General features: G+C 60.0%; 25 protein-coding genes, 2 tRNA genes and 1 pseudogene. 17 read left to right on the top strand and 11 right to left on the bottom strand.

The window, feature by feature from the left end; translation table 11 throughout:
• Positions 1–2 precede the first annotated feature (2 nt).
• Positions 3–1,217 carry an acetate/propionate family kinase gene (locus AC5ZG1_RS24160; protein ID WP_496134265.1) on the top strand — a complete coding sequence of 405 codons (1,215 nt, stop codon included), beginning with the start codon at positions 3–5 and terminating at the stop codon, positions 1,215–1,217.
• On the top strand, positions 1,214–2,005 hold the full coding sequence (gene fabI, locus AC5ZG1_RS24155) for an enoyl-ACP reductase FabI (RefSeq protein ID WP_496134264.1): 792 nt from the start codon (positions 1,214–1,216) through the stop codon (positions 2,003–2,005). Before AC5ZG1_RS24160 ends, fabI begins: the two co-directional genes overlap by 4 nt.
• Positions 2,006–2,037: 32 nt before the next feature.
• On the opposite strand, the gene AC5ZG1_RS24150 is transcribed toward fabI, so the two are convergent.
• From AC5ZG1_RS24150 to AC5ZG1_RS24140, 3 genes are read right to left on the bottom strand one after another with little or no spacing between them, the layout of a single operon-like run.
• Complete coding sequence (locus tag AC5ZG1_RS24150; RefSeq protein WP_456644293.1) at positions 2,038–2,496, bottom strand: MaoC family dehydratase; 459 nt, start codon at positions 2,494–2,496, stop codon at positions 2,038–2,040.
• A gap of 13 nt (positions 2,497–2,509) precedes the next feature.
• Complete coding sequence (locus AC5ZG1_RS24145) at positions 2,510–3,160, bottom strand: 3-oxoacid CoA-transferase subunit B (RefSeq protein ID WP_456644294.1); 651 nt, start codon at positions 3,158–3,160, stop codon at positions 2,510–2,512.
• Between the two features lie 3 nt (positions 3,161–3,163).
• A complete protein-coding gene (locus tag AC5ZG1_RS24140) occupies positions 3,164–3,811 on the bottom strand; it encodes a CoA transferase subunit A (protein ID WP_456644295.1) in 648 nt (215 codons plus the stop codon).
• Between the two features lie 336 nt (positions 3,812–4,147).
• On the opposite strand from AC5ZG1_RS24140, the gene AC5ZG1_RS24135 reads away from it, so the two are divergent.
• Positions 4,148–4,498, top strand: coding sequence for a phasin (locus tag AC5ZG1_RS24135; protein WP_456644296.1), 351 nt, complete (start codon positions 4,148–4,150; stop codon positions 4,496–4,498).
• Positions 4,499–4,647: 149 nt separating this feature from the next.
• Here the strand turns inward: AC5ZG1_RS24135 and AC5ZG1_RS24130 are convergent, their stop codons facing one another.
• Positions 4,648–5,334: a helix-turn-helix domain-containing protein gene (locus AC5ZG1_RS24130; protein WP_456644297.1), complete on the bottom strand. Its 687-nt coding sequence runs from the start codon at positions 5,332–5,334 to the stop codon at positions 4,648–4,650.
• Between the two features lie 227 nt (positions 5,335–5,561).
• Here AC5ZG1_RS24130 and AC5ZG1_RS24125 point away from each other — a divergent pair, with 227 nt between their 5' ends.
• The gene (locus AC5ZG1_RS24125; RefSeq protein WP_456644313.1) at positions 5,562–6,194 is read left to right on the top strand and encodes a response regulator transcription factor; all 633 of its coding nucleotides are present in this window, start codon (positions 5,562–5,564) and stop codon (positions 6,192–6,194) included.
• 129 nt (positions 6,195–6,323) lie between these two features.
• Positions 6,324–6,776, top strand: coding sequence for a response regulator (locus AC5ZG1_RS24120; RefSeq protein WP_456644298.1), 453 nt, complete (start codon positions 6,324–6,326; stop codon positions 6,774–6,776).
• A gap of 16 nt (positions 6,777–6,792) precedes the next feature.
• Here AC5ZG1_RS24120 and AC5ZG1_RS24115 read toward each other — a convergent pair whose 3' ends face one another.
• Both AC5ZG1_RS24115 and AC5ZG1_RS24110 read right to left on the bottom strand, forming a co-directional pair.
• Entirely contained in the window at positions 6,793–7,389 is a 597-nt protein-coding gene (locus AC5ZG1_RS24115) for an invasion associated locus B family protein (protein ID WP_456644299.1), read from the bottom strand.
• A gap of 30 nt (positions 7,390–7,419) precedes the next feature.
• Complete coding sequence (locus tag AC5ZG1_RS24110; protein ID WP_456644300.1) at positions 7,420–8,274, bottom strand: alpha/beta hydrolase family protein; 855 nt, start codon at positions 8,272–8,274, stop codon at positions 7,420–7,422.
• A 173-nt stretch (positions 8,275–8,447) separates the two neighbouring features.
• Here AC5ZG1_RS24110 and AC5ZG1_RS24105 point away from each other — a divergent pair, with 173 nt between their 5' ends.
• Both AC5ZG1_RS24105 and AC5ZG1_RS24100 read left to right on the top strand, forming a co-directional pair.
• On the top strand, positions 8,448–10,142 hold the full coding sequence (locus AC5ZG1_RS24105) for a SulP family inorganic anion transporter (protein WP_456644301.1): 1,695 nt from the start codon (positions 8,448–8,450) through the stop codon (positions 10,140–10,142).
• Between the two features lie 182 nt (positions 10,143–10,324).
• Complete coding sequence (locus tag AC5ZG1_RS24100) at positions 10,325–10,753, top strand: hypothetical protein (RefSeq protein WP_028162473.1); 429 nt, start codon at positions 10,325–10,327, stop codon at positions 10,751–10,753.
• 1,261 nt (positions 10,754–12,014) lie between these two features.
• On the opposite strand, the gene ppk2 is transcribed toward AC5ZG1_RS24100, so the two are convergent.
• The gene (gene ppk2 / locus AC5ZG1_RS24095; RefSeq protein ID WP_456644302.1) at positions 12,015–12,812 is read right to left on the bottom strand and encodes a polyphosphate kinase 2; all 798 of its coding nucleotides are present in this window, start codon (positions 12,810–12,812) and stop codon (positions 12,015–12,017) included.
• Positions 12,813–12,857: 45 nt separating this feature from the next.
• Complete coding sequence (locus AC5ZG1_RS24090; protein ID WP_028162470.1) at positions 12,858–13,313, bottom strand: hypothetical protein; 456 nt, start codon at positions 13,311–13,313, stop codon at positions 12,858–12,860.
• A gap of 171 nt (positions 13,314–13,484) precedes the next feature.
• Here AC5ZG1_RS24090 and AC5ZG1_RS24085 point away from each other — a divergent pair, with 171 nt between their 5' ends.
• The 7 genes from AC5ZG1_RS24085 (at position 13,485) to AC5ZG1_RS24055 (ending at position 20,774) form a co-directional block, all read left to right on the top strand.
• Positions 13,485–13,907, top strand: coding sequence for a hypothetical protein (locus AC5ZG1_RS24085; protein WP_456644314.1), 423 nt, complete (start codon positions 13,485–13,487; stop codon positions 13,905–13,907).
• A complete protein-coding gene (locus tag AC5ZG1_RS24080; protein ID WP_496134263.1) occupies positions 13,900–15,132 on the top strand; it encodes an HlyD family secretion protein in 1,233 nt (410 codons plus the stop codon). The genes AC5ZG1_RS24085 and AC5ZG1_RS24080 overlap by 8 nt, the downstream gene beginning before the upstream one ends.
• Before the next feature lie 51 nt (positions 15,133–15,183).
• Positions 15,184–15,603, top strand: a complete 420-nt coding sequence (locus AC5ZG1_RS24075; protein ID WP_496134262.1) for a hypothetical protein — start codon at positions 15,184–15,186, stop codon at positions 15,601–15,603.
• 94 nt (positions 15,604–15,697) lie between these two features.
• Positions 15,698–17,587: a sensor histidine kinase gene (locus AC5ZG1_RS24070; protein ID WP_496134261.1), complete on the top strand. Its 1,890-nt coding sequence runs from the start codon at positions 15,698–15,700 to the stop codon at positions 17,585–17,587.
• A 178-nt stretch (positions 17,588–17,765) separates the two neighbouring features.
• A complete protein-coding gene (locus tag AC5ZG1_RS24065; RefSeq protein WP_496134260.1) occupies positions 17,766–19,388 on the top strand; it encodes a DUF3300 domain-containing protein in 1,623 nt (540 codons plus the stop codon).
• Positions 19,389–19,444: 56 nt separating this feature from the next.
• Complete coding sequence (locus AC5ZG1_RS24060; RefSeq protein ID WP_496134309.1) at positions 19,445–20,320, top strand: DUF2950 domain-containing protein; 876 nt, start codon at positions 19,445–19,447, stop codon at positions 20,318–20,320.
• A gap of 19 nt (positions 20,321–20,339) precedes the next feature.
• Complete coding sequence (locus tag AC5ZG1_RS24055) at positions 20,340–20,774, top strand: hypothetical protein (RefSeq protein ID WP_130231530.1); 435 nt, start codon at positions 20,340–20,342, stop codon at positions 20,772–20,774.
• Positions 20,775–21,008: 234 nt separating this feature from the next.
• Here AC5ZG1_RS24055 and AC5ZG1_RS24050 read toward each other — a convergent pair whose 3' ends face one another.
• The 3 genes and pseudogenes from AC5ZG1_RS24050 to AC5ZG1_RS24040 all read right to left on the bottom strand — a co-directional run bounded on the left by AC5ZG1_RS24050 (position 21,009) and on the right by AC5ZG1_RS24040 (position 22,627).
• On the bottom strand, positions 21,009–21,812 hold the full coding sequence (locus AC5ZG1_RS24050) for a class I SAM-dependent methyltransferase (RefSeq protein WP_496134259.1): 804 nt from the start codon (positions 21,810–21,812) through the stop codon (positions 21,009–21,011).
• Between the two features lie 96 nt (positions 21,813–21,908).
• Positions 21,909–22,315 (bottom strand): annotated as a pseudogene (locus AC5ZG1_RS24045) (SOS response-associated peptidase family protein); the annotation flags it as partial.
• A gap of 235 nt (positions 22,316–22,550) precedes the next feature.
• Positions 22,551–22,627: transfer RNA gene (locus tag AC5ZG1_RS24040), tRNA-Arg, on the bottom strand.
• 23 nt (positions 22,628–22,650) lie between these two features.
• Between AC5ZG1_RS24040 and AC5ZG1_RS24035 the strand changes: the two genes are divergently transcribed.
• The 3 genes from AC5ZG1_RS24035 (at position 22,651) to AC5ZG1_RS24025 (ending at position 26,594) form a co-directional block, all read left to right on the top strand.
• A tRNA-Leu gene (locus tag AC5ZG1_RS24035) sits at positions 22,651–22,725 on the top strand.
• A 589-nt stretch (positions 22,726–23,314) separates the two neighbouring features.
• Positions 23,315–25,882 (top strand): site-specific DNA-methyltransferase, encoded by a 2,568-nt coding sequence (locus AC5ZG1_RS24030; protein ID WP_496134258.1) that lies wholly within the window; start codon positions 23,315–23,317, stop codon positions 25,880–25,882.
• Positions 25,842–26,594 (top strand): hypothetical protein, encoded by a 753-nt coding sequence (locus AC5ZG1_RS24025; RefSeq protein WP_496134257.1) that lies wholly within the window; start codon positions 25,842–25,844, stop codon positions 26,592–26,594. The genes AC5ZG1_RS24030 and AC5ZG1_RS24025 overlap by 41 nt, the downstream gene beginning before the upstream one ends.
• Positions 26,595–26,602 lie beyond the last annotated feature (8 nt).

Here is a 26,602-nt window from a genome sequence, read left to right as displayed (position 1 = left end):
CCATGGATACGATCCTCGTTGTCAATGCGGGCTCCTCCAGCGTCAAGTTCCAGATCTTTGCGATTGAAGGGGAAGGGAGGCTGCGGCGGCAGATCAAGGGCCAGATGGATGGCATCGGCAGCCGTCCGCGCCTGCGCGCAGTCGATGCAAACGGCGATCCGCTGGCGGAGCGGGCCTACCAGATCGAAAGCGTCTCAGACATCCCGGCCGCGATGGCTGTTGCGGGAGCGTGGCTGCGGGACGAGCTTCGCATCTCCCCGATGGCCGTCGGGCATCGCGTTGTCCATGGCGGTCCGGACTATGAGCGGCCGGTGCTGATCGACCATGGCGTGGTGTCGCGCCTGGAGCGCTATGTCGCGCTGGCGCCGCTGCATCAGCCCCACAATCTGGCGCCGATCCGTTCGCTGCTCGCCAATTTTCCTGCCCTTCCGCAGGTGGCGTGTTTCGACACTGCCTTTCACCGCACCCACGGTCCGGTAGCGGATCACTACGCGATCCCTTATCAGCTCCACGCCGAGGGCGTGCGGCGCTACGGATTCCACGGCCTGTCCTATGAATATATCGCGAGAACCTTGCCGCAGATCGCGCCAGATGTCGCGAAGGGGCGGGTGATCGTCGCCCATCTCGGCAGCGGTGCGTCGATGTGCGCCCTGAACGGTGGACGCAGCGTGGAGAGCACAATGGGGTTCACCGCGCTTGATGGCTTGCCAATGGGGACACGTCCGGGGCAGATCGATCCCGGCGTCGTGCTTTATCTCATATCTGAAAAGGGAATGTCGGCCTCGAACGTCCAGGATTTCCTCTACCGCAGTTGTGGACTGAAGGGCCTCTCCGGCATCAGCAATGACATGCGGCAATTGGAGGCAAGCAACGATCCGCACGCGATACTGGCGATCGAGTATTTCGTCCATCGGACATGCCTCAACGTCGGCATGCTGGCGGCGGCGCTGCAGGGTCTGGACGCGTTCGTCTTTACGGCCGGCATCGGCGAGAACTCGGCAGGAATTCGCTCACGCATCGTCGAGCAGTTGGCCTGGCTTGGCGTCGTGTTCGATCCGGCTGCGAATGCCGGCCACGCGCGGCTGATATCGCGGTCCGACAGCCGCATTCCGGTGTACGTCATACCGACGGATGAGGAACTGATGATCGCGCAGCACACCCTGTCGGTCCTGTTGAACAATCAATCGCCTAACGCGAACCGTCAGAGGGTGTCATGAATATTCCCGTGTTTCCGGAGACCAAGGTTGCCCTCAAAGGGAGGAAAGGCCTGATTGTCGGCATCGCCAACGATCAATCGATCGCATGGGGCTGCGCCAAGGCGTTTCGCGCGCTCGGCGCCGATCTGGCCGTCACCTACCTGAACGACCGGGCGAAAAAGCATGTCGAGCCGCTGGCGCAGGCGCTGGAAGCGCCGATCTTCATGCCGCTCGATGTCAACAGCGAAGGCCAGATCGAGCAGGTGTTCGAGCGCATCGAGAAGGATTGGGGCCGGCTTGATTTCGTGCTGCACTCGATCGCGTTCTCGCCAAAGGAAGCGCTGCACGGCCGCGTCGTGGATGTCGGACGGGATGGCTTCTTGAAGACGATGGAGGTCTCATGCTGGTCGTTCATGCGCATGGCTCACCTGGCTGAGCCGTTGATGAAGAACGGCGGAACGCTGTTCACCATGACTTATTACGGCAGCCAGATGGTGGTCGAGAACTACAATGTCATGGGCGTCGCGAAGGCAGCGCTTGAGGCCGCCGTGCGTTACATCGCGGCGGAGTTGGGGCCGAAGGGTATCCGGGTTCACGCGATTTCACCTGGTCCGCTCGCCACGCGCGCCGCCTCGGGTATTCCTGATTTCGACGCGCTGATGGACAAGGCGCAGTCGAAGGCGCCGACCCGCAGCCTCGTCAGCATCGATGACGTTGGCAACGCGACGGCATTCCTGGCGCTTGACGGTGCAAAACTCATTACCGGCACCGTCATGTATATCGATGGTGGTTATCACATCATCGATTGAGGGCATTTGCTCCCCTCGCCGCGACCGGGGCCTCACCGATAATGCAACGCGATCAGCTCCGCGACGCAGGCAGGCCGTGCGCCGCCTTCGATCTCGATCACAAGGTGATAGTGCACGCGCAAGCCGTCCGGCGGCACATCCTCGGCTTCGGCGATGGTGACGCGGCCGCGCAGCCGCGAGCCCGCCGGCACCGGCGCAAGGTAGCGGATGCGATCCGCTCCGTAGTTGAGAGTATTCCTCAATCCCTTCAACCCGATCACCGATCGTATGAACAGCGGGGCAAGCCCGAGCGACAGCAGCCCGTGGGCGATGGTGGTGCCGCCGGGCAACTCTTTTTTGGCGCGCTCCCGATCGACGTGGATCCACTGCTCGTCGCAAGTCGCTTCGGCGAACAGGTTGATGCGGTCCTGGGTGACCTCGATCCAGTCGCTGACGCCGATCTCGGTGCCAACTGCGGACTTGATCTCGTTGAAGTCGCTGAATACCCGCATGTTCGTTACCCCGTCAGATCGTCATTTCCGGAACCGTGTCGGGAATGACGAGTTCGGCTTCCGTCACCGCCATGACCTCAGCGACCGTGAGCCCGGGAGCGGTCTCCATCAACGTCGCCTTGCCGTCCGGAAAGCCGATCACGGCGATGTCGGTGACGACGAGGTCGATTGTTCGCGACGACGTCAGGGGCAGGGTGCATTTTCTGACGATCTTCGATTTCCCCCTCGCGGCATGCTGCATCGCCACGATGACGCGTTTGGCGCCGCTGACGAGGTCCATCGCGCCACCCATGCCTGGCACCATCTTGCCTGGGATCATCCAGTTGGCGAGGTGCCCTTCGGCGTCGACCTGAAGGCCGCCGAGCACGGTCACGTCGACATGGCCGCCGCGGATCAATCCGAACGACATCGCACTGTCGAAGGTGCAGGCCCCCGGAAGCGCGCTGATCGGTCGTCCACCTGCATTGGTCAGAAGGGGATGGGCCAACCCTTGCTCCGGGATCGGACCGGTGCCGATCAGTCCGTTCTCGGACTGGAAGAACACCTTGATGTCTGATGGTACGTAGTTGGCCACCAGCGTTGGAATGCCGATCCCGAGGTTCACCAGGTGGCCGGTGCGAAGCTCGCGTGCCACGCGGCGGCCGATGATCTCTTGTGCATCCATGGTTCACTCGTTCGCTATGAGATAGTCGACAAGCGGCGCCGGTGTGACCACATGGTCGGGCGCGATGACGCCGACCGGAACGATGTGCTCGGCAGTCACGATCACGGTATCGGCGGCCATCGCCATGACGGGATTGAAGTTGCGCGCGGTCAGCGCATAAGAAAGGTTGCCGAGGTAATCGGCGAGGAAGGCGTGGACCAGCGCGAATTGGGCTCGCAATGCGATCTCGAGCAGGAACGCTTTTCCGTCGATCTCGATCTGGCGTTTTCCTTCGGCAACCGTCGTTCCGACGCCGGTCGGCGTGAGCACGCCGCCAAGGCCGCAGCCTCCGGCGCGGATGCGCTCCACCAACGTCCCCTGCGGAATCAGGTCGACGGCAATCTGGTTGGCCAGCATCTGCTGCTGCGCTTTGGGATTGAGGCCGATGTGGCTTGCGGTCAGGCTTGAGACCAGGCCGGCATCGAACAGTTTGCCGATGCCCTTTCCGGGTATCGCCGCGTCATTGGAGATCAAGGCAAGGCCCGTCTTGTGCTGGCGTACGACTTCGTCGAGCAGGCGTTCCGGCGTCCCGACGCCCATGAAGCCGCCGACCATGATGCTCGCGCCGGCCGGGATCTTCGCAACGGCTTCTTCGACGGAAATAGCCTTCATGATTGGCACTCCGGCCGGCACGCGATTGATCGGGGCGGTACCCGCGCGATGCTGGTCCCCGCTCATCGCGTCGCTTTGATCTGTATCAAGGGTATTCGCCGGAGCGATGGATACCGGTTATCCGGCATCCGCGTCTTGCGCTCTTGGGTGAGCAGGACGGCTGGATTGCGCTTGCCGACCTCGAGACAATGGGGAAAGCTGTGAGGGACCGTCGACTGGCCATCGTGCCCGGCACCGGCATGGATCTCGAATTGGCTGCGCTCTATGACGGCTGGTTCGGCGGCCTCGCGAAATAGACGGAACCTTTAGTAGATTTCATCAAGAGAGGAGGATGCAATGTCGGACCCCCAAGTGGCAGCGGACAATGTTCGGGCGATGCTCACCGAGAATCTCAGTCGTGTTCGCAAGGCCAATTCGGATTATTTTGACATGCTTGAGAAGGGGATGAGCTCCTCGCAGCTTCCGATTGCCGGGCAGGCCAAGCAGTTTTGCGATCATATGCGGCGCCAGACTTCGGCGACCTTCGACCTCTGCGACCGGCTGATCCAGGCCAAGGACGTGCCTGATGTAGTCAGAATTCAGTCCGAGTTCTTCCAGGACCAGATGCGAGCGCTGATGGAACAGGGGAGGAGCATGGGCGAATCGGCCATGAAAGCCGCAACCGGCGTGTTTACTCCCAAGAGCTGATTTGCCTTGCGGGCCCGGTGCTGGCTGTGGCCCTTCAATTCGTGGTCGTCGCAACCATCAGCGGATCCAACATCATGATCCACGCGATGGTGACCGTCGCTGTGGTCGCCATCGCCCGTATTGCAGAGCGACGACACCGGGAGGGCCGTTCAGTTCTGCAGATCGAGGCCAGCCAACTGGGGCCGGTCCAACAGCACGATCTGGCGCTGGTTGTTGCCGATGAATCCGAGGATACCGAGCTCGTGTAGCCGCGACAGGGCGCGAGAGACCGTCTCCAGCGTCAGGCCGAGATAATCAGCGATGTCGCGGCGGCACATCGGCAGCGCCAAGACGCCGGCCGCGGTCAGGCGCTTGTCCATTTCGAGCAGGAAGGCGACAACGCGCTCGAGCGACGTCTTGCGGCCGAGCAGCAGCATGTGATCCTCGGCATGCTGCAGGTTGTTCGTGGTCATGTTCAGCAGGTTGCGGGCGACCATGGCGTCGCTCTCGGCTACTAGTTCAAGGCTGCGACGCTTCACCAGGCGCACCGCGGTGTCGACGATCGCTTCGGCCGTGAAGCGATGCTCGCTGCCGTTCTCCAGCCCGAAGATATCGCCGACCAGGTGAAACGAGCCAATCTGGCGGCGGCCGTCTGAAAGCAGCTTGTAGCTTCGCACCGCGCCAGACTTGACCTGGTAGACGTAATCGGCAGGCTCTTTCTCGCCGTAGATCTCTGTCCCTTTCTTGTACGTAAATTCGTTGAGGGTCATCATCGGGCTGGAAGCGCTCGCCATGCCGAACGCGCCGAGCATATTAGGTAGGGACGCTGCCGGATCGATGTTAACATAGGAAAACATGGCCCAACTCCTCACCTGAACGTCACGAATTCTATCAGTCTTTAGAACTATTGCGCTGCAAGAATTCGGTATCGGGTCCGGTCTCGCCAAGGTTGATCTGCGACGAAGGCAGCATTCCTAATCATTGTCCCACGGACCATTGTACTATGGGACAAGTAGGCAATGGTGTCGGACTGGCGGCGAGATTGCCGGTCACGGTGCGGCTCCATGCCTCCTCGGAGGGAAAATTGCCTGGCCTCGTTCACGTGGTTGATGACGATGCGTCGTTTCGGACGGCCATTGAGCGGCGGCTGAAGCTCGCCGGTTATGAGGTCGCAACCTATCCGTCCGCTCAGCAGCTACTGGATCGTCTGTCGGACAATGAGCGGCTGGGATGCATCCTGCTCGATGTGCGGATACCCGGCCTGAGCGGTCCCGAACTGCAGGATCGTCTCAGCGAACTCGGTTCGACGCTGCCGATCGTGTTCCTCACCGGGTACGCCGACACGGCGACGACCGTGCGGGCAATCAAGGCCGGCGCTGAGGATTTCCTGACCAAACCAGTGTCTTCGGCACAGTTGATCGATGCAATCGAGCGCGCGATTGCCCGTCACGAGGCAACGCGCAGCCAGCGCATCAGGCTCGATTCCCATCGCTCGCTGCTTGCGAGATTGACCCCGCGCGAGCGACAGGTGTTCGAGTTGATCGTGCGCGGCAAGATCAACAAGCAGATCGCGCATCAATTGGGAACAACCGAGCGCACGGTGAAAGCACATCGCCACCAGGTGATGGAAAAGATGCAAGTGCACTCGCTCGCCGAATTGGTGTCGATCGCGGAACGGCTCGGCGTGCTCGACTCAAGCAACGATGCAGCCCGTTAGCGTTCGAAATCGAAGTATCCAATCTCGCAGGAAAGATGCGCAAACGCTCCCGGTTCCCTCAGGACACCTGTACGAACGGACAATATCACATCTTAATGACAGCGCGTATCAGGCGCGTGTGAAATCAGCATGGTTTCTCGGCTCGCGGTCAGGTCGCCTTCTGCAGAAGATAGCCGAAAACATCCTCGAAAAGCTGAAGCCATCACCTTGTCGAATCGAAGATCTGTTCTTGTCGTAGATGACGACCGATCCATGCTCAGGAGCCTTAAGCGTCTGCTGGGGCAGCACGGTTTTGACACGACGCTGTTCGATTCCGCCAGCGCGCTGCTTGGCCACGGCGATTTCGGCCGCGCCTTCTGCATCATCCTGGATATCAATCTGAATGGTCAATCCGGCATCGATCTGCGTCGCCGGCTCCTGGACAAGGGCATCACCCTGCCGGTCATCTATATCACTGGCAATGATAGCCACGCGAACCGCACGGCGGCGACGGAGTCGGGATGTGTCGCTTACCTGACCAAGCCGTTCTCGGCAAAATCGCTGATCGAGCCGATCGAAAAAATGGCAGCCGCTATCGCCTAGCGGAGCTTGCCGATATTCACTCATCAATATCCTGTTCGAAAAGGCGTGCCGGTGCGCCTCTGCGCACGGCCGCAAATTGATCGAGCGGGAGTAGCGTCCTCACCGAAAGCAAGTTCGTGTCGACCACTTGCAGAAGGAGTTTCTTGCCGGAGTCCATGTCGTGAAGCAGGTTTAGGTCGGCGAGGTCACCCGCAATGCAGGTGTTGGTGAGACACCACGTGAACGGAAGTCGATAGGTCGTACCCTGATCGACGGTGAGCGTGGCGCCGGCTGGCAGATAGAGGCCGACCGGCAGGAAAAGCTGTAGCCGCGCGCCGCTATTGTCCTCGCGCTCGGTCAGATAGACACGAACCGCGGTCTGGCCGGTATTGAAACTGCCGCTGATGGTGGTGCGGCAGACCATCTTGGCGCCGCCGGGCTTGAAGCAGACCTTCTCCCAGTCGCCGAACCTGATGTCGCGCGCTTCACGTTGGCCGCGAAGCGCGATTTCGGGCTCCCCGGCTTGCGCACCAGTCGGCACCTTTTGTCCATTCGCCGGCCCGGCCGCGATCATCGCTGATAATATCAGGGCGGCGAACAGGATCGAAAACGGTTCGGGAGGCTGCATCGTCATGGCTGTGCTCCTCAGCGCCGATCACCGTCGCTACTTGTGCCCGTCCAGGAACGCACCGACGAGCGGCGCCCAGATCGGAATGGAGTCGGCTGAGCCGACCAGGAAATGTCCATCGTCGCCGAACGGCGGAAGAAGGTGGTATTCGGCGTTGCCGCCTGCGGCGGTGAACGCCTCGTGCATCCGTTTCGACAGCGTCGGGCCGAAGAACGTGTCGTTTGCAATGTAGATCCAGAGCATCGGCACCCGCGAGGTACGGCCGAATTCACTGATAGCCTCGACCAGTCTGTCCGGGGCGCAATTGTTGTTCGGCTTGCCATCGACGCGGCCGCCGCGTCCGGCAGCAAAGGTGATGATGGCTTTCACCTGCGGCGGGTTCACGCTTGAAAGCGCGATCGACGCCCAGCCGCCGGCCGATTGGCCGATCACGATGACATCCTTCGGCACGATCTTCTTCTCGGCAGCCATATAGTCGATGATCCAGAGGTCGAGCTGCGCAACAGCCATGCCGGCGTCGCGGAAATTGGGATTGGTGCAATTGCCGATCTTGGAGAAGAACGGTCCGTAGAGCCCGCGCTCGGGTATGTCGATGGCCGAGGCGCCGTAGCCCGACCCGACCGGTGCCACCACGAGGTAGCCGCGTCGCGCGAACCACATGGCGGCGTCGCGGAATTCGACCAGCGGAAAGAAGCTGCGCTGCACCGGGTCAAGTGACACGCCGTGGTTCATGATGGCGAGCGGGAAAGGGCCGCCGCCGACCGGACGCACCACATAGGCGATGGTCGGCAAGACGAGCGGTAGCGCCCAGACTTCCTCCTGAATGTGCACGACAGCGTTCTGATCGTCAGGGCGAGCCGGCGCGATCTGGCTGAGGACAACGAACAGCATTATCAGGAATCGTGAGCAAGCCTGACCCATATCAGAGCTCCGCTGTTACGAGGCGAGTTGACGGATCGAATCCGAAGCGACGCTTGATCCAGATCAATCCCGCTTGGCCGCAGGCCGTCGTTCATCGGAGCATTTCGGCGACCGCTATAGCGCCTCGTGACAGGCCAATTCACATGAAGTCATCGTCATCTCAGCAACCGGGATGGACGCGGCTCTTTCCGCCGGTGGAGTGGCTTACAAACTATCGGCTTTCCTTTCTGCCTTCGGACGCCGTCGCGGGAATTACGCTCGCCGCCTACGCGATACCGGTTTCGCTCGCTTATGCGGCGCTCGCCGGACTGCCGCCGCATGTCGGAATCTACGGCTATCTGCTTGGCGGCGTCGGCTATGCGCTCCTCGGCTCCTCGCGTCAGCTTGCGATTGGTCCGACATCCGCGATCTCGCTCATGATCGCCGGCTCGGTCGGGGCTTTGGCCGCGGGCGATCCGGCGCGATACGCCGGCATCGCGAGCCTGGTGGCCTGCGCAGTGGCGTTGCTCTGCCTGATCGCCTGGCTGTTCAAGCTGAGCCTTCTGGTACGCCTGATCAGCGACAGCATCCTGGTGGGATTCAAGGCGGGCGCCGGGCTGACGATCATGATGACCCAGCTACCCAGCCTGTTCGGTGTCGCCGGCGGTGGCCACAACTTTTTTGACCGGGCTGTTCGGCTCGCCGGGCAGCTCGGCGACGTCCACTTGCTCGTTCTGACGATCGGTCTTGCTGCGCTGCTGCTGTTGTTGATCGGCGAACGCGTCCTGCCGGGCAAGCCGGTTGGACTCGCCGTCGTCGCACTGTCGATTCTGGTCGCATCGATATTTGGCCTGCCGGCGCTCGGAGTGCCGATCACCGGGGCGATCCCGCAAGGGCTGCCGGCGTTTGCAGTGCCGTCATTCGGACTGTCGGAGCCTGAAGAGTTGTTTCCGATCGCGGCCGGCTGTCTGTTGCTCGCCTATGTCGAGGGGGTTTCCGCAGCGCGGAGCTTCGCGGCCAAGCATGGCTACGGCCTCGATGTCCGGCAGGAGTTTCTGGGACTGGGTGCGGCCAACCTCGCGGCGGCGTTCGGCCACGGCTATCCGGTTGCCGGCGGCCTATCGCAATCTGCGGTGAACGACGCGGCTGGGGCCCGTACGCCTTTGGCGCTGGTGCTCTGCTCGGTCACGCTCGCGCTGTGTCTGCTGTTCTTCACGGGACTGCTGACAAATCTTCCCAAGGCGGTGCTCGCTGCCATCGTTCTTGCCGCCGTATACAGGCTGGTCGATATCCCGGCGCTGCTGCGCATGTGGAAAATCAGCCGGATCGATTTCTATGCTGCGGCGATCGCGCTCGCCTCGGTGCTGCTGCTTGGAATCCTGCAAGGCGTGCTGCTTGCGGCACTCGCATCCATCTTCCTGCTGCTCGTCCACGCGTCGCAACCGAATGTGGCGTTTCTCGGACGGCTCCCTGGAACCGGCCGTTATTCGGACAGCGCCAGGCATCATGGGGTGGAGCCGCTGGCCGGCGTCATCGCATTCCGTCCTGAAGCATCGCTGCTCTACGTCAACGCCGAGACGATCCTCGACGCCGTCCTGGCTGCGCTCCGAAAATCGTCGGGTATCAAGCTGGTGGTCTGCGATCTCTCGGCATCGCCCTTCATCGATCTGGCCGGGGCGCGCATGTTGCATGATCTGCATGACGAACTGGCAGATCGTGAAGTGACGTTCTGCATCGTCGGCGCTCATGGCCAACTGCGCGACCTGTTGCAGGCAGATGGGCTGGCGGAAAAGACCGATAGCCGCAACTGGATGCGGACGCTCGACAGCGTGCTTGGCGAGAGCAACGCCGTCGGATGATCGATCGCCTGAGGACCTCGCCACGAGTTACGCGGCATTGACTTGGATCAAAGGGGCAGCGGAGGGAGCCAGCACGATCAAACGTCGGCGTTCACGACGATCGGAGAGATCCGCCGTCGAGCGCGTCTGACGCGAGAAGTAGTGTTGGAAAAATTTCTCTAAATCGCTCTTGGAGGTAAATCATGAGACAAGTTGGGGTGATCGCGCTGATGGCAATGCTGGCCTTGGCAGGACTGAGTACGCCGTCGCGGGCGGAGACCGGCCAGGTTGCAGTCGTCTTCACCAAAGGCGGCTTTGTCATCGGCGTCGGCGGCGGCGAGGGCGTGCTGATACTCCGCGGCAAACGTTATCCATTCACTGTTTCCGGCATGAGCGTTGGCTTTACGATCGGAGCCTCGACCACCAAGTTTGTTGGGCGTGCGCTGAATTTGCGGGGGCCTGAGTCCATCGAAGGCAGCTACGCCGTGGTCGGCGCCGGTGGCGCCGTTGCCGCCGGCGCCGGAGGCGTTCAGTTGCAGAATGCCAATGGCGTGATCTTGCAGCTCAGCGGTCCGAGGATTGGCGCCGAAGTGTCAGCAGCCGTCGGTGGCGTCACCATACGATTGAAATAATCGCGGGGCGGGCCAGGGCTGCGTTGCCCTGGTCCGCTTCTCGGGGGGCGAGGAGCTCTTGTGCAATGCGCGAGAGTCAATCCGCCCAAGGAGCGTCCTCCTGCCAGTCTGGACGGTGGATGGAAGCGGACATTCCGGCTTTCAGAGTTGTCAGCGAGGTTGGGGCTGCGCTCCCGGAGCGCCACTCTGCCCTCCTCCTGGCTGCATGGAGCGCGCCCGCTCAAGGAGCGTCAGAGTGGTGTCAACGCATGCCTTCATGGAGTCTTGTGGATCGCAGCGCACTGCCACTATCGAGTCGCCATTCCGCAGGAAGAACGAGGCGCCGCCTCGGCGCGCTCCCCCGCGACCAGATTCGCCGATCGCTCGCAGAACATCGTCCAGATCACGATCCATTCGGGAGCGTGATGAGTCTCGCTGATCTGAGCTGGGAGCGTTCTGACTGAAGGCGGGCGGAGAGATAAGCAAAAGCGTGACGGTGAGGGCAAAGGCTTTATTCATCGTGCGTCTCCTCATTGTGAGCGAGTTGAGACGCCGGAGCGGAACGATCCTGGTCGTGATCCGCTCCGGCTCACCCCTGAGATGCTCAGTCGCGGCACACGCGCCTACGAATGATAAGGATAAAGTCGCGGTCCTCATCGCTCAAGCTGCGGGTAAGGAAATAGCACCCTCCTCCCTCACCTCCACCGCGTCGTTCGGCCAACCTCTCGGCGAGCCGCCCCCGTAGACCGCCGTGCCAGCCCCCATCGTCCTCATCCTCCTCGCGATCACGCCACTGGCCCATCCGCTCGCGCAGGCGGCCCCGCATCTCCTGTCGATCTCGCAGAAGGTCGATAATGAGATCCCGCAAGTCTTCGCGCGTTTGAATCCGGTCTCTCAGAAGGTCTCTCAAATCGCTGCCCACATCGCCGTCCCTGCCGTGCCATCCTTGGGCTGATGCGGGGCTCGTTGTCGTGCAGACAAGTGGGGCAGATGCAGCAATCGCTAGAACTGCTGCGGCAATCAATGGCAGCCGTGTCATTGCGCTCTCCTCTTGTTGCGGACAAGATTCGAAGATCGAATGATTGCTTATGCCGCCGTTGGCAAATCGCGACGGATGGCGAGATGACCCTCGAACCTATCCCTGCTCGGCCGAAATGGTCGGCCATTATTAACGCTATTCGTGCGCGGTGGTCGCTCCCTTGACATAAATCAAGCTGGCGTTGCGAGTCCGGATGGCGGACGGTTGAGAAAAGCTCGGAATTTGGAACTTGGCCGCATCCGGTCAGTACCGCTCAGCAACAAACGCCATCCCGCGCAGCCCGGTCTGATCGTTGTAGCGTCCTTTGCTGGAGCGCTTGGGCAGCCTGACCTTGTTCCGGCGAACGCGCTTGTACGGGATCATGTCCAAGATATGCGAGATGCAGTTCAGCCGTGCCCGCCGTTTGTCGTCGGAGCGGATGATGTGCCATGGCGCATGTTTCGAGTTGGTGGCCTTGAACATCAGGTCGCGTGCCCGCGAGTAGGCGTACCAGCGTCGATAAGATTCCGTATCCATCGGGCTCAGCTTCCATTGTCGCAGCGGATCGTTGATCCTTGCCCTGAATCGTCGCTCCTGTTCCTCCATCCCCACTTCGAGCCACAGCTTGATTAGGACGATGCCGGCCTCAACGACGTAGTGCTCCACGGTAGGGCACAGCTCGAGGAAGCGCTTGTGCTCGGCGGGGCTGCAGAAGCCCATCACATATTCGACCCCGGCCCGGTTGTACCAGCTCCGGTCGAAAATGACGATTTCGCCCCCGGCAGGGAAATGCTGCATGTAACGCTGGATGAACATCTGCGTCTTTTCGCGATCCGAAGGCGCAGGGAGGGCGACGACGCGAAACACGCGCGGGCTGACCTTTTCCGTGATCGCCTTGATCGTGCCTCCCTTGCCCGCCGCGTCCCTGCCCTCGAACAGGATGATGACGCGGGCCTGGTTCGCTTTCACCCATTCCTGGAGATGGCATAGCTCGACCTGGAGCTTCTCCAGTTCCTTCTCATAGATCTTTCGCTTCATCCGTGCGGCGGGCGCATCTGCCATATCCGGGCTTCCACTGCTTCAGATCGTCTCGAATCGGCTGGCCGCTTAATCGCCCCAGGCGATGGTGACGCCGATGTCGCCGGGCACCCCGCCGGGAAAATCGATGACCTGATAGCGGATGCGATAGCCGCGCGGCTTCAGGTAGTCGGTCCAAAGCTGGTAGATCTCCTTGGGAATCCCGGTCAGCGTGGCTTCCCAGCCCGCTTCCATCTGGTTGATGGCGCGGCCCCTGTCGGTGCACAGCGTATTCGGGAAGCGATACACCAGGACCTCGGTCAATCCGTTCCGCACGGCACGCTGGATGATGGTCGATGCCAACTGGATCTTTTCCTCCTCGGACTTGCCCGAGGGCCGGCTGAGCCGCTCGATCAGTGCTTTCTTCTCGGCCTCGGCGGCGGCCGCGCGGCGGACATACTCATCCGCCTTTTCCGCCTCGCGGAGGGCGGCCTCCTTCTGGATCTGGCTGGCGCTGGGGATCAGGTCATCAATGTTCGCGGGCATGGCTGACATCTCCTGAGTGGCCGTTTCCAATGGTCGTTCGCAAAAGGCTAGGGCCGGGTAGGGGCGCACCTTTGATCCAGATCAAGCGACCTCCCGGGCGGCGGTATCCAGATTGAACGGTCAAACCCAATTCCTGACCGGGAGAAGCAGTTGAGCGACCAGCTTCATCCAATGGCACCCCACCATCTGCCTTTTTTCATCACCCCGCCGAACGAGGTCGACGTGCTGATGGTTGTCATGGGGATCTTCCTGGTGGCCGTCCTGCTCTGGGTCGGCACGCTCTATTGGCGCCTGCACAGCCTGCCCGAGCGGATGGCGCACAAATCGCAAAAGCTGCAGTTCGAGATCGTCGCGGTCCTCGGCTTACTGGCGCTTTTCACGCACATCCACCTGTTCTGGGTCGCGGCGCTGTTGCTCGCCATGATCGATCTTCCCGACTTCAGCACGCCGCTGCGCAGCATTGCCGGCTCGGTGGAGAAGATAGCGAGTGTCGCAGCGGATGAAGGCGGCGCGGCAAAGCCTGAAACCAAACCGGATCCGGCAGTTCCGGCAGCCTCATCGGAGACGAAGGCAAGGGAGCCCAGCAATGCTTGAGCTCATGATCTGCTCCCTCGTGACCATCCTTCCAGACTATCTCTATCGCCGCTACGTCCAGGGCAAGCGCTTCGGCAAGGAGATCACATTCTTCTCGGTCTGGTTCGAGCTGAGGTGGGGCATCACCAGTTGCCTGATGCTCACGATAGCGCTGATCACCATGATCTTCTATTTCCACCCTGCCACCGACAGCGCCACGCTATTCTTCCGGACGATCCCTATCCTCCCGGAAACCTCCGGACGCGTCGCGGAAGTCAATTTCGGCTTCAGTGCTCCGGTGAAGAAAGGCGATGTGATCTTCAGGCTGGACAATTCGAAGCAGGAAGCGGCCGTTGAGACAGCCAAGCGCAAAGTCGCCGAGGTCGATGCTGCGCTGGTGGCGGCGGAGGCCGACGTCGTCAAGGCCGAGGCGCAGACACAGGAAGCCAGGAGCGCGCATCAGCAAGCGAAGGACGAATTGGATACCAAGAGCGACCTGCAGCGCCGCAATCCCGGCATCGTGCCGCAGCGCGATATTGAAAAACTTCAAGTCCTGGTCGATCAGCGGCAAGCCGGGATTGATGCCGCAGTGGCTACCAAGCAGTCTGCGACCCTTCGGCTCTCAACACTGCTGCCGGCGGAGAAGGCAAGCGCCGAAGCCAGCTTGGCGCAGGCCCAAGTGGATCTGGACAAGACTTTCGTTCGCGCCGGCGTCGATGGGCGTGTGGAGCAGTTCCTTCTTCGCGTCGGTGACGTCGTCAATCCGCTGATGCGGCCGGCCGGGATCCTTATCCCGGAGGGGGCGGGGCGGCGGGTCTTGCAGGCCGGGTTCGGCCAGATCGAGGCGCAGGTGATGAGGGAAGGCATGGTGGCGGAAGCGACCTGCATCTCAAGACCGTGGGTCATCATTCCGATGGTGGTCACGACGGTCCAGGATTACATTGCCGCCGGCCAGTTCCGAGGTGGCGAGCAACTGCTCGAAGCGCAAAACATCCTCCGGCCGGGGACCGTCCTGGTGTTCATGGAGCCGCTCTTTAAGGGAGGTCTCGAAGGGGTCACGCCGGGCAGCAGTTGCATCGTCAACGCCTACACCAGCAATCATGAGGAAATTTCCAACAAGGAAACCAGCGCGGGCCGCCGCATCGCGCTGCACGTGGTCGACGGCGTGGGACTGGTGCACGCATTGCTGCTGCGCATCCAGGCGCTGCTGTTGCCGATCAAGACCCTGGTGTTCACCGGCCATTGATGCGTGGTGAGGACGGAAAGCGCTTGAGAGTTTCGGGGTAGGGGGCATGACATGAATCGACTTCGCAGGTCCCTGGTGCTTGGGGCAACATTGGCCGCTTCCGTCTTCGGACTATCAGAGAAGGCGACCGCGTTCGATCTCACAGGCGCATGGGTCACGAGCGCCGACCAATGCAACAAGGTATTTGCGCGCAAGGGAAGGGCAAGACAGGTCACCTTCACCAGATTTCCCGGCGTCTATGGCGGTGGCTTCATCGCCGAGCCTGATCGCCTGAGAGGCAAGTTCGAGAACTGTTCGATCAAGTCCAGGAAGGACGACGGCCAGAACATCAACATCGTCGTGAGCTGCGCCAATGGCATCATGCTCTCAAACGTGCAATTCTTCCTGAAAGTGGTCGATGACAACAGCGTCACGCGGCTGTTTCCCGGCATCGAAGGCATGGAGGTCACGTACCATCGGTGCCAGCTTTAGGCCGGACTGTTGAGGCCGTAGGCTGCGGTGCAATTTTGGCGCTAGAAATGGGATAGGGTGCAGCCGTCAAACGGTGAGGTTGGCGGGGAGAAAGATGAGCAGACGCATCCTCGTTGATGCGGTCAGCATAGGCCGGGCAGTTGTTGCCCTGCGCCTCTGTATCTGTCTGCTGGCGTGGGTTGCCATCCTGCCCCGGCCGGCAAGCGCCGTTCCACGCGGCGAACCGAAACGCATGCTGCTGCTCCATTCGTTCGGGCGAGACTTCCGACCATGGAGCGAATTTGCCCGGGCCATCCGGGCGGAGCTCGAGCGCCAATCGCCGTGGCCGCTGAACCTCCAGGAACAGACGCTACTGGCGGCGCGATTCAACAATTCGGGCTCGGAAGCGCCCTTCGTCGATTATCTGCGCGCGCTCTATCAGGGTGCGGCGCCCGACATTGTGATCAGCATCGGGGCACCTGCGGCCGGGTTCGTCCAGAAATACCGCGCGGAGCTCTTCCCAGGGACGCCCATGGTCCTGACGGCGGTCGAACAGCGATTGGTGAACCGCGCCGGACTCACAGACAACGACACGGTCATTTCGGTCCACAATGATTTCTCAACCTTTTTCGCCAGCATTCTTAAGCTCCTGCCGGAGACGCAGACGATTGCCGTCGTGATCGGCGCCTCGCCCCTGGAGAAGTTCTGGCTCGAGGAAGCAAAAAGGGAAGCGAAGCCGTTCGAAAGTCGGGTCGCATTCGTGTGGTACGCGGACCTGTCATTCCAGGAAATCCTGCAGCGGGCGAGCGCACTTCCGCCGCACACCGTCCTATTCTGGGGCCTGATGTCGATCGACGCGGCGGGTGTCGCCCATGAGGGCGATCTTGCACTGCGCAGTCTTCATGCGGTCGCGAATGCCCCGATCTTTTCCTTCCAGGAAGCCTTTTTCGGTCAGGACACGGTCGGCGGCCCGATGCATTCCATCAGCGCATCGAGCGAGAAAACCGTCAACGCCGTGATCCGGATTCTCGGTGGCGAGAAGCCGGCCGACATCAAGATCGAGCCGATTGGATTTGCAGCTCCGAAATACGACTGGCGCGAGCTGCAACGCTGGGGCATCAGCGAGAGCAACCTGCCCGCGGGAAGCGAAATCCTGTTTCGCGAGCCGACATTCTGGGAAAGATATCGATGGCAGGTCGCGCTCATCGCGAGCGTGATTCTGGTGCAGGCTGGCCTGATCAGTGGATTGCTCCATGAACGTCGTCGCCGTCGCCTCGCTGAGGTCGAAGCGCGGCAACGGCTGGCGGAGCTTGCGCGGGTCAACCGCTATTCGGCTGCCGGAGAGATGGCGACCTCGCTCGCACATGAGCTGAACCAGCCGCTCGGCTCCATTCTCACCAATACTGAAACGGCGGAGCTGATGCTGAAATCGGTGTCGCCAGATCTCGACGAAATACGAGAAATCCTGGCCGACATCAGGCGTGATGATCAGCGGGCGAGCGAAGTGATCCGCCGTCTTCGCAACATGCTGAAAAGGGCGCCAATTGAAGTTAGCGAGATTGATCTCAACGAGACCGTGAAGGAAGCCGTCGGCGTCATTTCAGCTTCGGCCGAAGGCCGCGATGTGATGCTGAAATATGTTCCGGCTCCAATGACGCTGCGCGTCAAGGGCGATTCCATCCAACTTCAGCAGGTTGTCCTCAATCTCATCATGAACGCGATCGACGTTATATCGGAATCGCAAAGCGAGAAGCGGGAGGTGATCGTCGCGATGGGCATCTCGGATGAACAGGCCGAGATCCTGGTCGGTGATACCGGCCCGGGCGTCGCCGACGATCATCTGAAGGATGTCTTTGAGCCGTTCTTCACCACCAAGACGCACGGCATGGGCATGGGACTCGCGATCGCCCGCACGATCGTGGAAGCGCACCACGGCCGGATCACCGTGGAAAACCGGAGCGGTAGCGGGGCGCTGTTCCGCATCAAACTGCCACTTGCTCGCTGACCTTCGGCGCGACCGGTCTGCCCCGGGAGTTGGTCCCAATCCTGGTGTCCGCGCGAACATGTCGCGTCGCAGCAATCTCGTTATCCAGATGAACGGCGCTTGGTTTCTTTGATCTCGATCAAGAGACGCGCATGCCCTGGACTGATGCTTGCGGCATGTGAGGCTCATGGAGGTTGTGATGTCTCGTTGCGGCAGGATCTTGCTCGCGCTCGCACTGTTTCTGTTGGCTCCCGTCGCAGCCTTTGCGCAGGCGACCAGTTCTCCGCCCGATCAGGGCGGTCAGCCGCAGGGGGCGTCACAGGCTGCGCCGAGCGAACAATTGTTGAAGCCTGAACAGCTCGAGGCGCTGGTCGCGCCGATTGCACTCTATCCCGACGACCTCCTGGCGAACGTGCTCGCGGCGTCGAGCTATCCGCTGGAGATCGTGCAGGCCGACCGTTGGGTGACCTCGCACAAGAACCTGAAGGGCGATGCACTGAAGAACGAGGTCGACAAGCAGTCCTGGGACGACAGCGTGAAGGCATTGGTCAGCACCGCAGCGGTTCTTTCGATGATGAGCGACAAGATCGACTGGACCAAGAATCTTGGCGATGCCGTGCTCGCGCAGCAGCCAGATGTCATGGACGCGATCCAGCGGCTCCGCGCCAAGGCCCAGGCCAACAACAAGCTGGTGACGACCAAGCAGCAGAAGGTCAGCGTGCAGACCCAGGACAACAAGCAGGTGATCGTCATCGATTCGGCTGACCCAAATACGATGTACGTTCCCTATTACGATCCGGCCACCGTCTACGGCACGTGGCCATATGCGGACTATCCGCCCTATTACTTCGGCTACCCATCTTATATTGGCGCGGGCGTGATCGCGGCGGGCCTTGCCTTCGGTACTGCCTGGGCGATCGGCCGCTGGGGTAATTATTGGGGCGGCGGCTTCAATTGGGGCAACCGCAACCTCTACGTCAACCACTACAACAGGGTCACCAACGTCGGAAACAATTGGCAGCACAACCCGGCGCATCGGCAAGGCGTCCGATACAACAACGCCAATGTTCAGCAGCGTTTCGGCAACAACAACCTGAAGGCAGGAAGTGCCAACCGGATGGATTTCCGCGGCCGCGGCGGCGAGCAGGTGCTGCGTCCCGGACAGGATCGACCCGGCGGCGATGATCGCGCTGGTGATCGCGGCCGCGAGGGCGTCGCCTCTCGTGATCGTCCCGGCGGAGATCGCGCCAATCGCCCAGCCGCGGCCGATCGCGCCAAAGCAGGTGGCGCTCGTGCGGGGGCTGCTGACCGCGGTCGCAATGCGGCGCGTGGCGGCGGCGGCCGCGACACCGCCTTCAAAAATGTGTCATCCGGCAGGGCTGCCAATCTGCAGGCCGCTCGAGGCCAGGCAAGCTTTGCCGGACGGGCGGGAGGCGCTGTTGCCTTAGCCGGCCGCGGGGGCGGTGGTTTCCAGGGCGCCGCGATTCGCGGGGGCGGTGGAGGTTTCCGTGGCGGAGGCGGCGGGGGCTTCCGTGGCGGAGGCGGACGGCGCTCCGATATCGCGCTGAAGCATGACGTCGTGCTGCTCGGCCACCTCGCCAACGGTCTTGGCTACTACCGCTTCAGCTATCTCGGCAGCAACAAGTCCTACGTCGGTGTGATGGCGCAGGAAGTGCAGGGCATCATGCCGGAAGCTGTCACGCGCGGTAGCGACGGCTATCTCAGGGTCTACTACGACAAGCTCGGATTGAAATTCCGGACCTACGGCGACTGGCTTGCCGCCGGCGCGCGGATTCCCACAGCATCGGAGCCAACACCATGACGATCGTTCAGTCGCTCCGGTTGGCGCGCCCCGCGGCCGCTGTCGCCACCCTCATCATGCTGGCGTTCCCGATCACATCGGCTCACGCACAACAGGCCTATCCTTCGCCGGAGGACGCCGCGGCCGCGCTTGCTGCCGCCGTCAAGACCGGCGAAAAGAGAGCCGTGCTGAAGGTTCTCGGCAAGGACGCCGAGGACATCATCGCGTCAGGCGATGATGTCGCCGACGCCGAGACGCGTGAACGCTTCGTGTCCGCGTATGAAGCCAAGCATTCGATCAAGGCGGAAGGAAACAAGAAGGCAACGCTCATCCTGGGCGCGGATGACTTCCCGTTCCCGATCCCTCTGGTTAACAACAGGGATGGCTGGGAGTTTGATTCCGCCGCGGGTCGCCTCGAGATCCTGTATCGCCGCATCGGACGCAACGAGCTCGATGCCATTCAAACCGCGCTCGCCTTTGTCGATGCCGAGAACGAGTATGCGGACAAGGATCGCACCGGCGACGGCGCCGGGCTCTATGCGCAACGGATTGTCAGCACTCCCGGCAAGAAGGATGGCCTGTTCTGGCGCGATGATCGCGACCAAAGTCCCCTCGGTGAGCTCGCGGCTCAGGCGGCAACGGAAGGCTATAAGGCTGGCGCGGAGGGCAGCGCGCCCTACCACGGCTACTACTTCCGAATCCTGAAAGGGCAGGGGCCCAACGCGCCCGGTGGAGCCGTGAATTATGTCGTTAAAGGCAAGATGATCGGCGGCTTCGGGCTGATCGCCTATCCCGCAGAGTATGGCAATTCAGGTGTCATGACCTTCATGGTCAACCACGCGGGCACCGTTTATCAGAAGGATCTCGGCGAACGCACGGCGGTCATCGCCAAGCGTACGTATCTGTTCGATCCGGACCAGACGTGGAAGAAGGTGGACGCGACGAATCCTTGAAAAACCGGAAACAACTGCAATGGAATCATCTGCAATTCGTCTTGCGGTGATCGCGCTGCTCGCCTTCGTATTTCCGGTAACGTCATCGCAAGCGCAAGCGCCGGGCTACGTGCGGGTCAATTTCGCAAAAGCGGGCCTGCTGGTCGGCGCCGGCGGCGGCACCGGCGTCCTGACATATCGCGGCCGCAACTATCCGTTCCGGGTCTCCGGCCTCAGCCTCGGCGTCACCGCCGGCGCATCCGTCAGCCGGCTGGAAGGTTGGGCCTCCGGCATAGTTGACGTGACCGATTTTGCCGGCACCTATAGCGCGGTCGGCGCCGGCGGCGCCCTGGTTGGCGGCGCAGGCGGCGTCAACTTGAGAAATGAAAAGGGCGTCGTGCTCATCCTGAAGGGGCCGAAAGCGGGAATGGAGTTCGCCGCCAACCTCAGCGGGCTCAGGATTTCGATGAAGTGAGTTATGAGTATCGAAGAGCGGAAGTCATCGGCTCAAGCTGAGCTTCTCCACTTGTGACAAGGAACGAACATTCGTGCCGGAGATGTCGCTCGAAGCGACTCACGCGCTTAGGAACGTCGGCTAGCGTTCGGAGCCTACGCCGGATAACACTCAGGACCAGATCACCCGAAGGCGACATCGGATCAACCGCGGTATCAGAGTCGCATATGGCGGTTAGTTTAGATTTAGTCTTATTCAGGCCGCGACATGTACCGACGTGCTGGTGTCATACGGCATTTTCAGGGGCCCTTCTTTCACCTTGCGGAGAACAAGATACGACGAGATGTTATCCGGCCTGACCTCTGGCAACTTGCGCTTGAGCTTGCGATTCAGCCGCGACCAAAAATCCGTCCTGTATTCGGGCAGCTTGTTGGCCAGCGCTGGAAAGTAGGCTGTATAGTCGCGAACGATGCCATAAATGTCGTTGCCTGCGACGGGACCCTGGTAGGCGAAATCGATCACCTCATATTCGTTATGGCCCGAAAGATCGAACAGGAAGCGCGGCGTGTAGCAGAAATAGCCGTGATCGACATAGCCGGACATCGGCAAATCGTGAACGATATAGCCGCCGACTTTGGTAGCGTCGTGGATCACTCGAAAGGCGTTGAGTTGATCGAAGACATGTTCTGTAGTGCCGAAATTAAGCACCGTGTCGAACGAACTCATCAGATCGTCGGGAATTCTTTCCGTGTTTAGATCGAAGATCCTGGTGCGGTATCCGTTCGCAATGTCGAAAGAGAGATAGGTCAGGCCTGCCTGCTCAAGAACTTCGCCGATAAAGCTTTGGTTTGCTCCTCCGGCCGGTCCATAGCCCGAGCCGTTCGATATCTGGTTGATGGACGCGTCGTCGGGGCTCACCCCGTAGCAGGCGAGGAAGGATCGCAATCCATCCCGGTCTGCTGAATACAGATTGGATGATCCGATATCGAGAACGCGACAGCCAGCCGCAAACAAGCCCCGCCCACGCAGTTCCTCTAGCTTCTGTAGCGTGATCCCCAACGGCGCCTCCCGACAGTCTAGCGTATACAACCAAACCGAGCAATTCTGTGGCAGCTCGGCAATATGACCCGCCTCCCCAGCGCAATGCGGATAACTTCAGCGCGAGCCCCGCGGGGACGACGCGGCCGCTCTATCTTTCTTGTCGGGGCCGCGCAGCGCGATCTTCAGAAGCATCATCCGGCAGCGGCCGTCGCAACGCCTTCGCCTCCTCCCATGGTGGGCGCAGTCACACGTTGCGCCCACCGTCCGTCGTCAAGATCACCGGCGTCGCCTTGGAGTGGATCGGCGCGACGATCGCGTTCGGCTCGGTGGTGAGGAAGCCGTAGACGAGGTGCGGACCCGGGATCGGCTTTGACTTTGTGCCGCGGTCACCTCTGAACTCGGTCCAGATCCCCGCGAAGGCCGTCAGCGGTCTATCGTCGTTCAGCGCGAACCAGGCCACGCCCTTTTTCTTCGTCTCCGGGTTTCGGCTCGGGTGCGTATTCGGCAAAGCTGAATGTTGGCTTCGTGAACCTTGGCGACAAATGCGAGCGCCGCGAGAATACCTGATACTCGCCTAGCCAGCAGGACCGAACCAGCTATGCTGGACACCGCCGCCAAAACGCGAAGTGTCTGCGGGGTGATTAATCAGCCCCTTAAAATTAGTCTGACAACGAGAAGATTAGGGTCTGTCGTCAAGCAGCAACGTTGCGCGCTGCGTGGGATGGAGAACGAAATTAGGCAGGTATCTGATTTTGTTGGCGCACCCGACACGATTCGAACGTGTGACCTTTGCCTTCGGAGGGCAACGCTCTATCCAGCTGAGCTACGGGTGCCTGACGGTTCATTTAGCCGATTGGTCCCCCATCGGCAACGGTCTTGAGGGAACCTCCTCAGGCAAGGGTCACACGTTCGAATCGTGTCGGGTGCGCCAGGATGAAGGTGCCTGCTGTGCCGAACCTGTGGCCACAGCCACAGATTGTTCCAGGGCCTAACTACTAGCAAAAGATGCTATTTGGTCGTCTTTGGCGATTACCCTATGGTTGGGAAGGTTAGCCCGGCTCGCTACCCGATAACGAGATCCCTACCCTTTATCTCGGATCGTGAAGACATCGCTTTTTTGGAGATGCTAAGCTCTGGCATGAAGCGCCCCAATCAGTCAGCATGACCAGGATACCGCCAGGATGTCGAGCCGAGAGCCATTCCAACTCGCTCCGTCTTCATCGAACCTGCAACGCCCGTTCGAGCTGAGCTCCCAAGGATCATAACGGCGGCTCAATCGCTCACCTCAGAAACGGCTCCAGCTGATCCAGCACCTCCCGCCCAACGAAGTTGATCGTGGTTGAATGTACAATGGGCTTACGTGTAAGTCACTTTCTGAGGCGGAGCCGCAGCAAAGCGACTCAACCTTTGGTAGGACGGCCCAAAGCTTATCATCCAAAATCTTGCCAGTTCCCTTCGAGAAGCGCAATCCTGATCCAAACGACTCAACACATTCGAAATCGCGATCGAAAGACTAGGGCATGAATATTCGAGCTGACCATCTTAGGGCGAGGATTTTGGCGGCGGTTCCTCAGAACGGCTCGTCCATTAAACGTCAAACGTTGCTTACTGCACTGCGTAAGCAAACTCCGAAGCTTACGGACGATGCCTTTCTTGCTGCACTCGACAAATTGCTGTCCGGAGGTGCGTTAGTCAACGGACGCGCTAGCGGTTCAGTCTCGCGGGTCATTCTAGACGATTCAAAAAGTCTGGCCGACGAGGAGCCAGCCGACGCGATAGACGATGGGGATGCTAACGAAGACGATGAGTTCGAGCTAGAGATACAAGACGAGCCGCCTGTCCAGAAACGTCGGGTCGCCAAGAAGGTAAAGAAGCGTAACAGGGCTTCTTCAGAGCAGGCCCAGGTCCTCAGCTACCGCCACTCCGACAAGCGAGCAAACAATCCCGAGGTGGGCATGGTCCACCCGCAGAATGATCCGGATCAGCCGAAAACGGTCTGGAGATACGACCCTCATCTTGATCCTGCGATCCAGCTTGATAGCGCCAGGGCAAAAATTGAAAATCTGATCGATGATGCGTTGCGATCCAGCAGCGTCGATAAAATGCGCGAGGCCCTCGCCGAGCTGAAGCGCCTGCAGAGACCATATCTCACTTGGTCTGGCAAAGCCGAACGAACTGCATTTGAGGTCGATACTGTATCGTTATACGTGCATGAACGTATCGATCCTGCGAGTATTCTCTCCGCGATACGTAAGCGCCTAAAGGAAAAGGAAGCTGGGCGCGAAGAAGCGTTCCAGCAAGGCCTCTTCGAAGCGCCCTTCGAAAGCTTGCCGCTGCGGCAAGCACTAGATTTCTACAAGCACGAGAAGGACTGGTCCAACCGCCTAATCGCGGGCGACTCGCTGCTGGTTATGAACTCCCTGCTACAGAAGGAGAGCATGGCTGGACAGGTGCAGATGATCTACATTGATCCGCCCTACGGCATCAAATATGGCTCCAATTTCCAACCTTTCACAAACAAACGGGATGTGAAGGATGGCTCGGACGAGGACCTGACCCAGGAGCCCGAGATGATCAAGGCGTTTCGCGACACTTGGGAGCTAGGTATACATTCCTATCTGACCTATCTGCGAGACCGATTACTACTGACTAAAGAGCTGCTGCATGAGAGCGGGTCAGTGTTTGTGCAAATTTCAGACGAAAACTTGCACCACGTCACCGAAATCCTTGCCGAAGTATTCGGCAGCCAAAATCAAGTTAGCGTCATCACAATTCAAAAGACTAGTGGCGCTACGTCGGAATTAATCTCGAATACCGCCGACTATCTAATCTGGTATGCGAAGGATAGATCCAAAACAAAATATCATCAGCTGTATCAGTTCAAGGATGTAAACGGAATCGGGGGCGGTGAGTATCAGTATATACAAGAAGCGTCCGGTAAAACGCGGCGTATAACGTCCGATGAAAAACGAGACGGCGAGTTGCTTTCGGCAGCTGGAAAAGTGTTTGCTAGTCACCCGGTGACATCTCAGCGGCCTCCCGGAGATTTCCCAATCAAGTTCATGGGAAAGAGCATTACTCCGAAATCCGGATACTGGAAAACGAACGAGCTCGGCTTTGAGCGGTTGATCAAGACTGATCGTATTCTACCAGCTGGCTCAATAGTGAAATACCGACGTTTTTTCGACGATTTTCCTGTGATGCCCTACACGAACCTTTGGGATGACGTGAGTAGTGGTGCGAGCTCTAACGATCCAAAAGTCTATGCAGTTCAAACTAATCCTCGCATAATCGAACGCTGCATTCTGATGACCACTGATCCAGGTGATCTGGTGTTTGACCCAACCTGCGGTTCGGGCACGACCGCTCTCGTTGCCGAGAAAGGTGGTCGTCGTTGGATCACCTGCGATACGTCCCGCGTTGCCGTAACATTGGCAAAACAGCGGTTGATGACTGCTAGCTACGATTATTTCGTGCTTCGCTATCCGCATGAGGGATTGAAAGGGGGCTTCATCTATAAAACCATGCCTCACGTCACACTCAAGTCAATTGCGACTAATCCGGATATCGACACCATTTATGATCGGATGCATCCTGCGGTTGAAGTGGCGCTAGGTGAGCTGAATAATCATCTATCTGGATTGTCCGCGTTCGTGCCTTCACAGGGGGTTCGTAAAGATAAGAAAGTCGCGATCGGAAAGGGCGAAACCTTATTTGAATGGGAAGTTCCCTATGAATGGCAAGAGGATTGGCCGGAACAGGCGAAGCTGCCCTTCGAGGCATTTCACGCGGCCCGCCGGGCGATGCAAAAGGCAATGGACCAGCTGATCGCAGATCATGCTGAACTAGAGACACTTTACGATAGGCCGGAGCCGGATCCAAAGAGACAACGGATCAGCGGGCCGTTCACAGTGGAAGCCGTTCCTAATCCGACCGTAGTCGTCTTGGATCAGGCGCAGCCTGCAGGCGAAGCCTGCAGGCGAAGCCGATGTGGCGATCGCGCGTTCTGGCGAAACATCACGCCAGGCTCGTTGGCGCGACGAATTGATGAAAGCCGGCATTCGTGGGAAAGGAGGGCAGGTGCTTAAGCTAGCGGAGTTGGAGACCATTCCCGGACTTCGCAACCTACATGCATCCGGATCTCTTGCCGAGACGGGCGAGCGCGTAGTTGTCAGCTTCGGACCGGAATATGCGGCGCTTGATCAACGGCAGGTTGAGTTGGCGCTCGCCGAAGCCGAAAAGCTTCGGCCGGCGCCGAAGCTTATCGTCTTTTGTTCTTTCGCTTTCGATCCCGAGGCTGCAAAGGATATCGACGAAGTGCAATGGGCTGGCGTGACCCTGCTCAAAGCGCAAATGAATACGGACCTGTTAACGGAAGACCTGAAGAGAGCGAAATCAACGAACGAGAGCTTTTGGCTTATAGGGCAGCCCGATGTGGAGTTGCATGCCTTGCCAGACGGGAGGTGGCAAGTTGAAGTTCACGGGTTCGACTATTTCGACACTAAACAGGGCGAGCTAGTTTCCGGCGGGCAGAACAAGATAGCGCTGTGGTTGCTTGATACGGACTACGACCAACGTTCTCTTTTTCCTCATCAAGTTTTCTTTCCGATGGCTGGCAAGAAGGATGGCTGGCGCAGATTGAAAAGCAGCATAAAGACCGAACTCGACGAAGACATGTTGGAACGATTTCACGGCACTATATCGCTTCCATTTACGGCAGGGGAGAACCGCACCGCGGCTGTAAAGATCGTCGATGATAGAGGCATAGAATCGCTCAAGATCATTTTGCTCGATACGTGAGGGCGAAC

It is taken from the genome of Bradyrhizobium sp. Leo78 (genome assembly GCF_059512425.1).
This window is presented reverse-complemented; position numbering and strand designations above follow the sequence as displayed.

Coding starts and splice junctions, on each gene's coding strand:
- AC5ZG1_RS24030 (WP_496134258.1), top strand. CDS start 23,315: ATGAATATTCGAGCTGACCATCTTAGGGCGAGGATTTTGGCGGCGGTT.
- AC5ZG1_RS24075 (WP_496134262.1), top strand. CDS start 15,184: ATGAATCGACTTCGCAGGTCCCTGGTGCTTGGGGCAACATTGGCCGCT.
- AC5ZG1_RS24090 (WP_028162470.1), bottom strand. CDS start 13,313: ATGCCCGCGAACATTGATGACCTGATCCCCAGCGCCAGCCAGATCCAG.
- AC5ZG1_RS24140 (WP_456644295.1), bottom strand. CDS start 3,811: ATGAAGGCTATTTCCGTCGAAGAAGCCGTTGCGAAGATCCCGGCCGGC.
- AC5ZG1_RS24060 (WP_496134309.1), top strand. CDS start 19,445: ATGCTGGCGTTCCCGATCACATCGGCTCACGCACAACAGGCCTATCCT.
- AC5ZG1_RS24110 (WP_456644300.1), bottom strand. CDS start 8,274: ATGCTGTTCGTTGTCCTCAGCCAGATCGCGCCGGCTCGCCCTGACGAT.
- AC5ZG1_RS24115 (WP_456644299.1), bottom strand. CDS start 7,389: ATGACGATGCAGCCTCCCGAACCGTTTTCGATCCTGTTCGCCGCCCTG.
- AC5ZG1_RS24025 (WP_496134257.1), top strand. CDS start 25,842: ATGAAAGCCGGCATTCGTGGGAAAGGAGGGCAGGTGCTTAAGCTAGCG.
- AC5ZG1_RS24085 (WP_456644314.1), top strand. CDS start 13,485: ATGGCACCCCACCATCTGCCTTTTTTCATCACCCCGCCGAACGAGGTC.
- AC5ZG1_RS24130 (WP_456644297.1), bottom strand. CDS start 5,334: ATGTTTTCCTATGTTAACATCGATCCGGCAGCGTCCCTACCTAATATG.
- AC5ZG1_RS24065 (WP_496134260.1), top strand. CDS start 17,766: ATGTCTCGTTGCGGCAGGATCTTGCTCGCGCTCGCACTGTTTCTGTTG.
- AC5ZG1_RS24105 (WP_456644301.1), top strand. CDS start 8,448: ATGAAGTCATCGTCATCTCAGCAACCGGGATGGACGCGGCTCTTTCCG.
- AC5ZG1_RS24135 (WP_456644296.1), top strand. CDS start 4,148: ATGTCGGACCCCCAAGTGGCAGCGGACAATGTTCGGGCGATGCTCACC.
- AC5ZG1_RS24120 (WP_456644298.1), top strand. CDS start 6,324: ATGGTTTCTCGGCTCGCGGTCAGGTCGCCTTCTGCAGAAGATAGCCGA.
- AC5ZG1_RS24145 (WP_456644294.1), bottom strand. CDS start 3,160: ATGGATGCACAAGAGATCATCGGCCGCCGCGTGGCACGCGAGCTTCGC.
- fabI (WP_496134264.1), top strand. CDS start 1,214: ATGAATATTCCCGTGTTTCCGGAGACCAAGGTTGCCCTCAAAGGGAGG.
- AC5ZG1_RS24160 (WP_496134265.1), top strand. CDS start 3: ATGGATACGATCCTCGTTGTCAATGCGGGCTCCTCCAGCGTCAAGTTC.
- ppk2 (WP_456644302.1), bottom strand. CDS start 12,812: ATGGCAGATGCGCCCGCCGCACGGATGAAGCGAAAGATCTATGAGAAG.
- AC5ZG1_RS24070 (WP_496134261.1), top strand. CDS start 15,698: ATGAGCAGACGCATCCTCGTTGATGCGGTCAGCATAGGCCGGGCAGTT.
- AC5ZG1_RS24055 (WP_130231530.1), top strand. CDS start 20,340: ATGGAATCATCTGCAATTCGTCTTGCGGTGATCGCGCTGCTCGCCTTC.
- AC5ZG1_RS24150 (WP_456644293.1), bottom strand. CDS start 2,496: ATGCGGGTATTCAGCGACTTCAACGAGATCAAGTCCGCAGTTGGCACC.
- AC5ZG1_RS24100 (WP_028162473.1), top strand. CDS start 10,325: ATGAGACAAGTTGGGGTGATCGCGCTGATGGCAATGCTGGCCTTGGCA.
- AC5ZG1_RS24080 (WP_496134263.1), top strand. CDS start 13,900: ATGCTTGAGCTCATGATCTGCTCCCTCGTGACCATCCTTCCAGACTAT.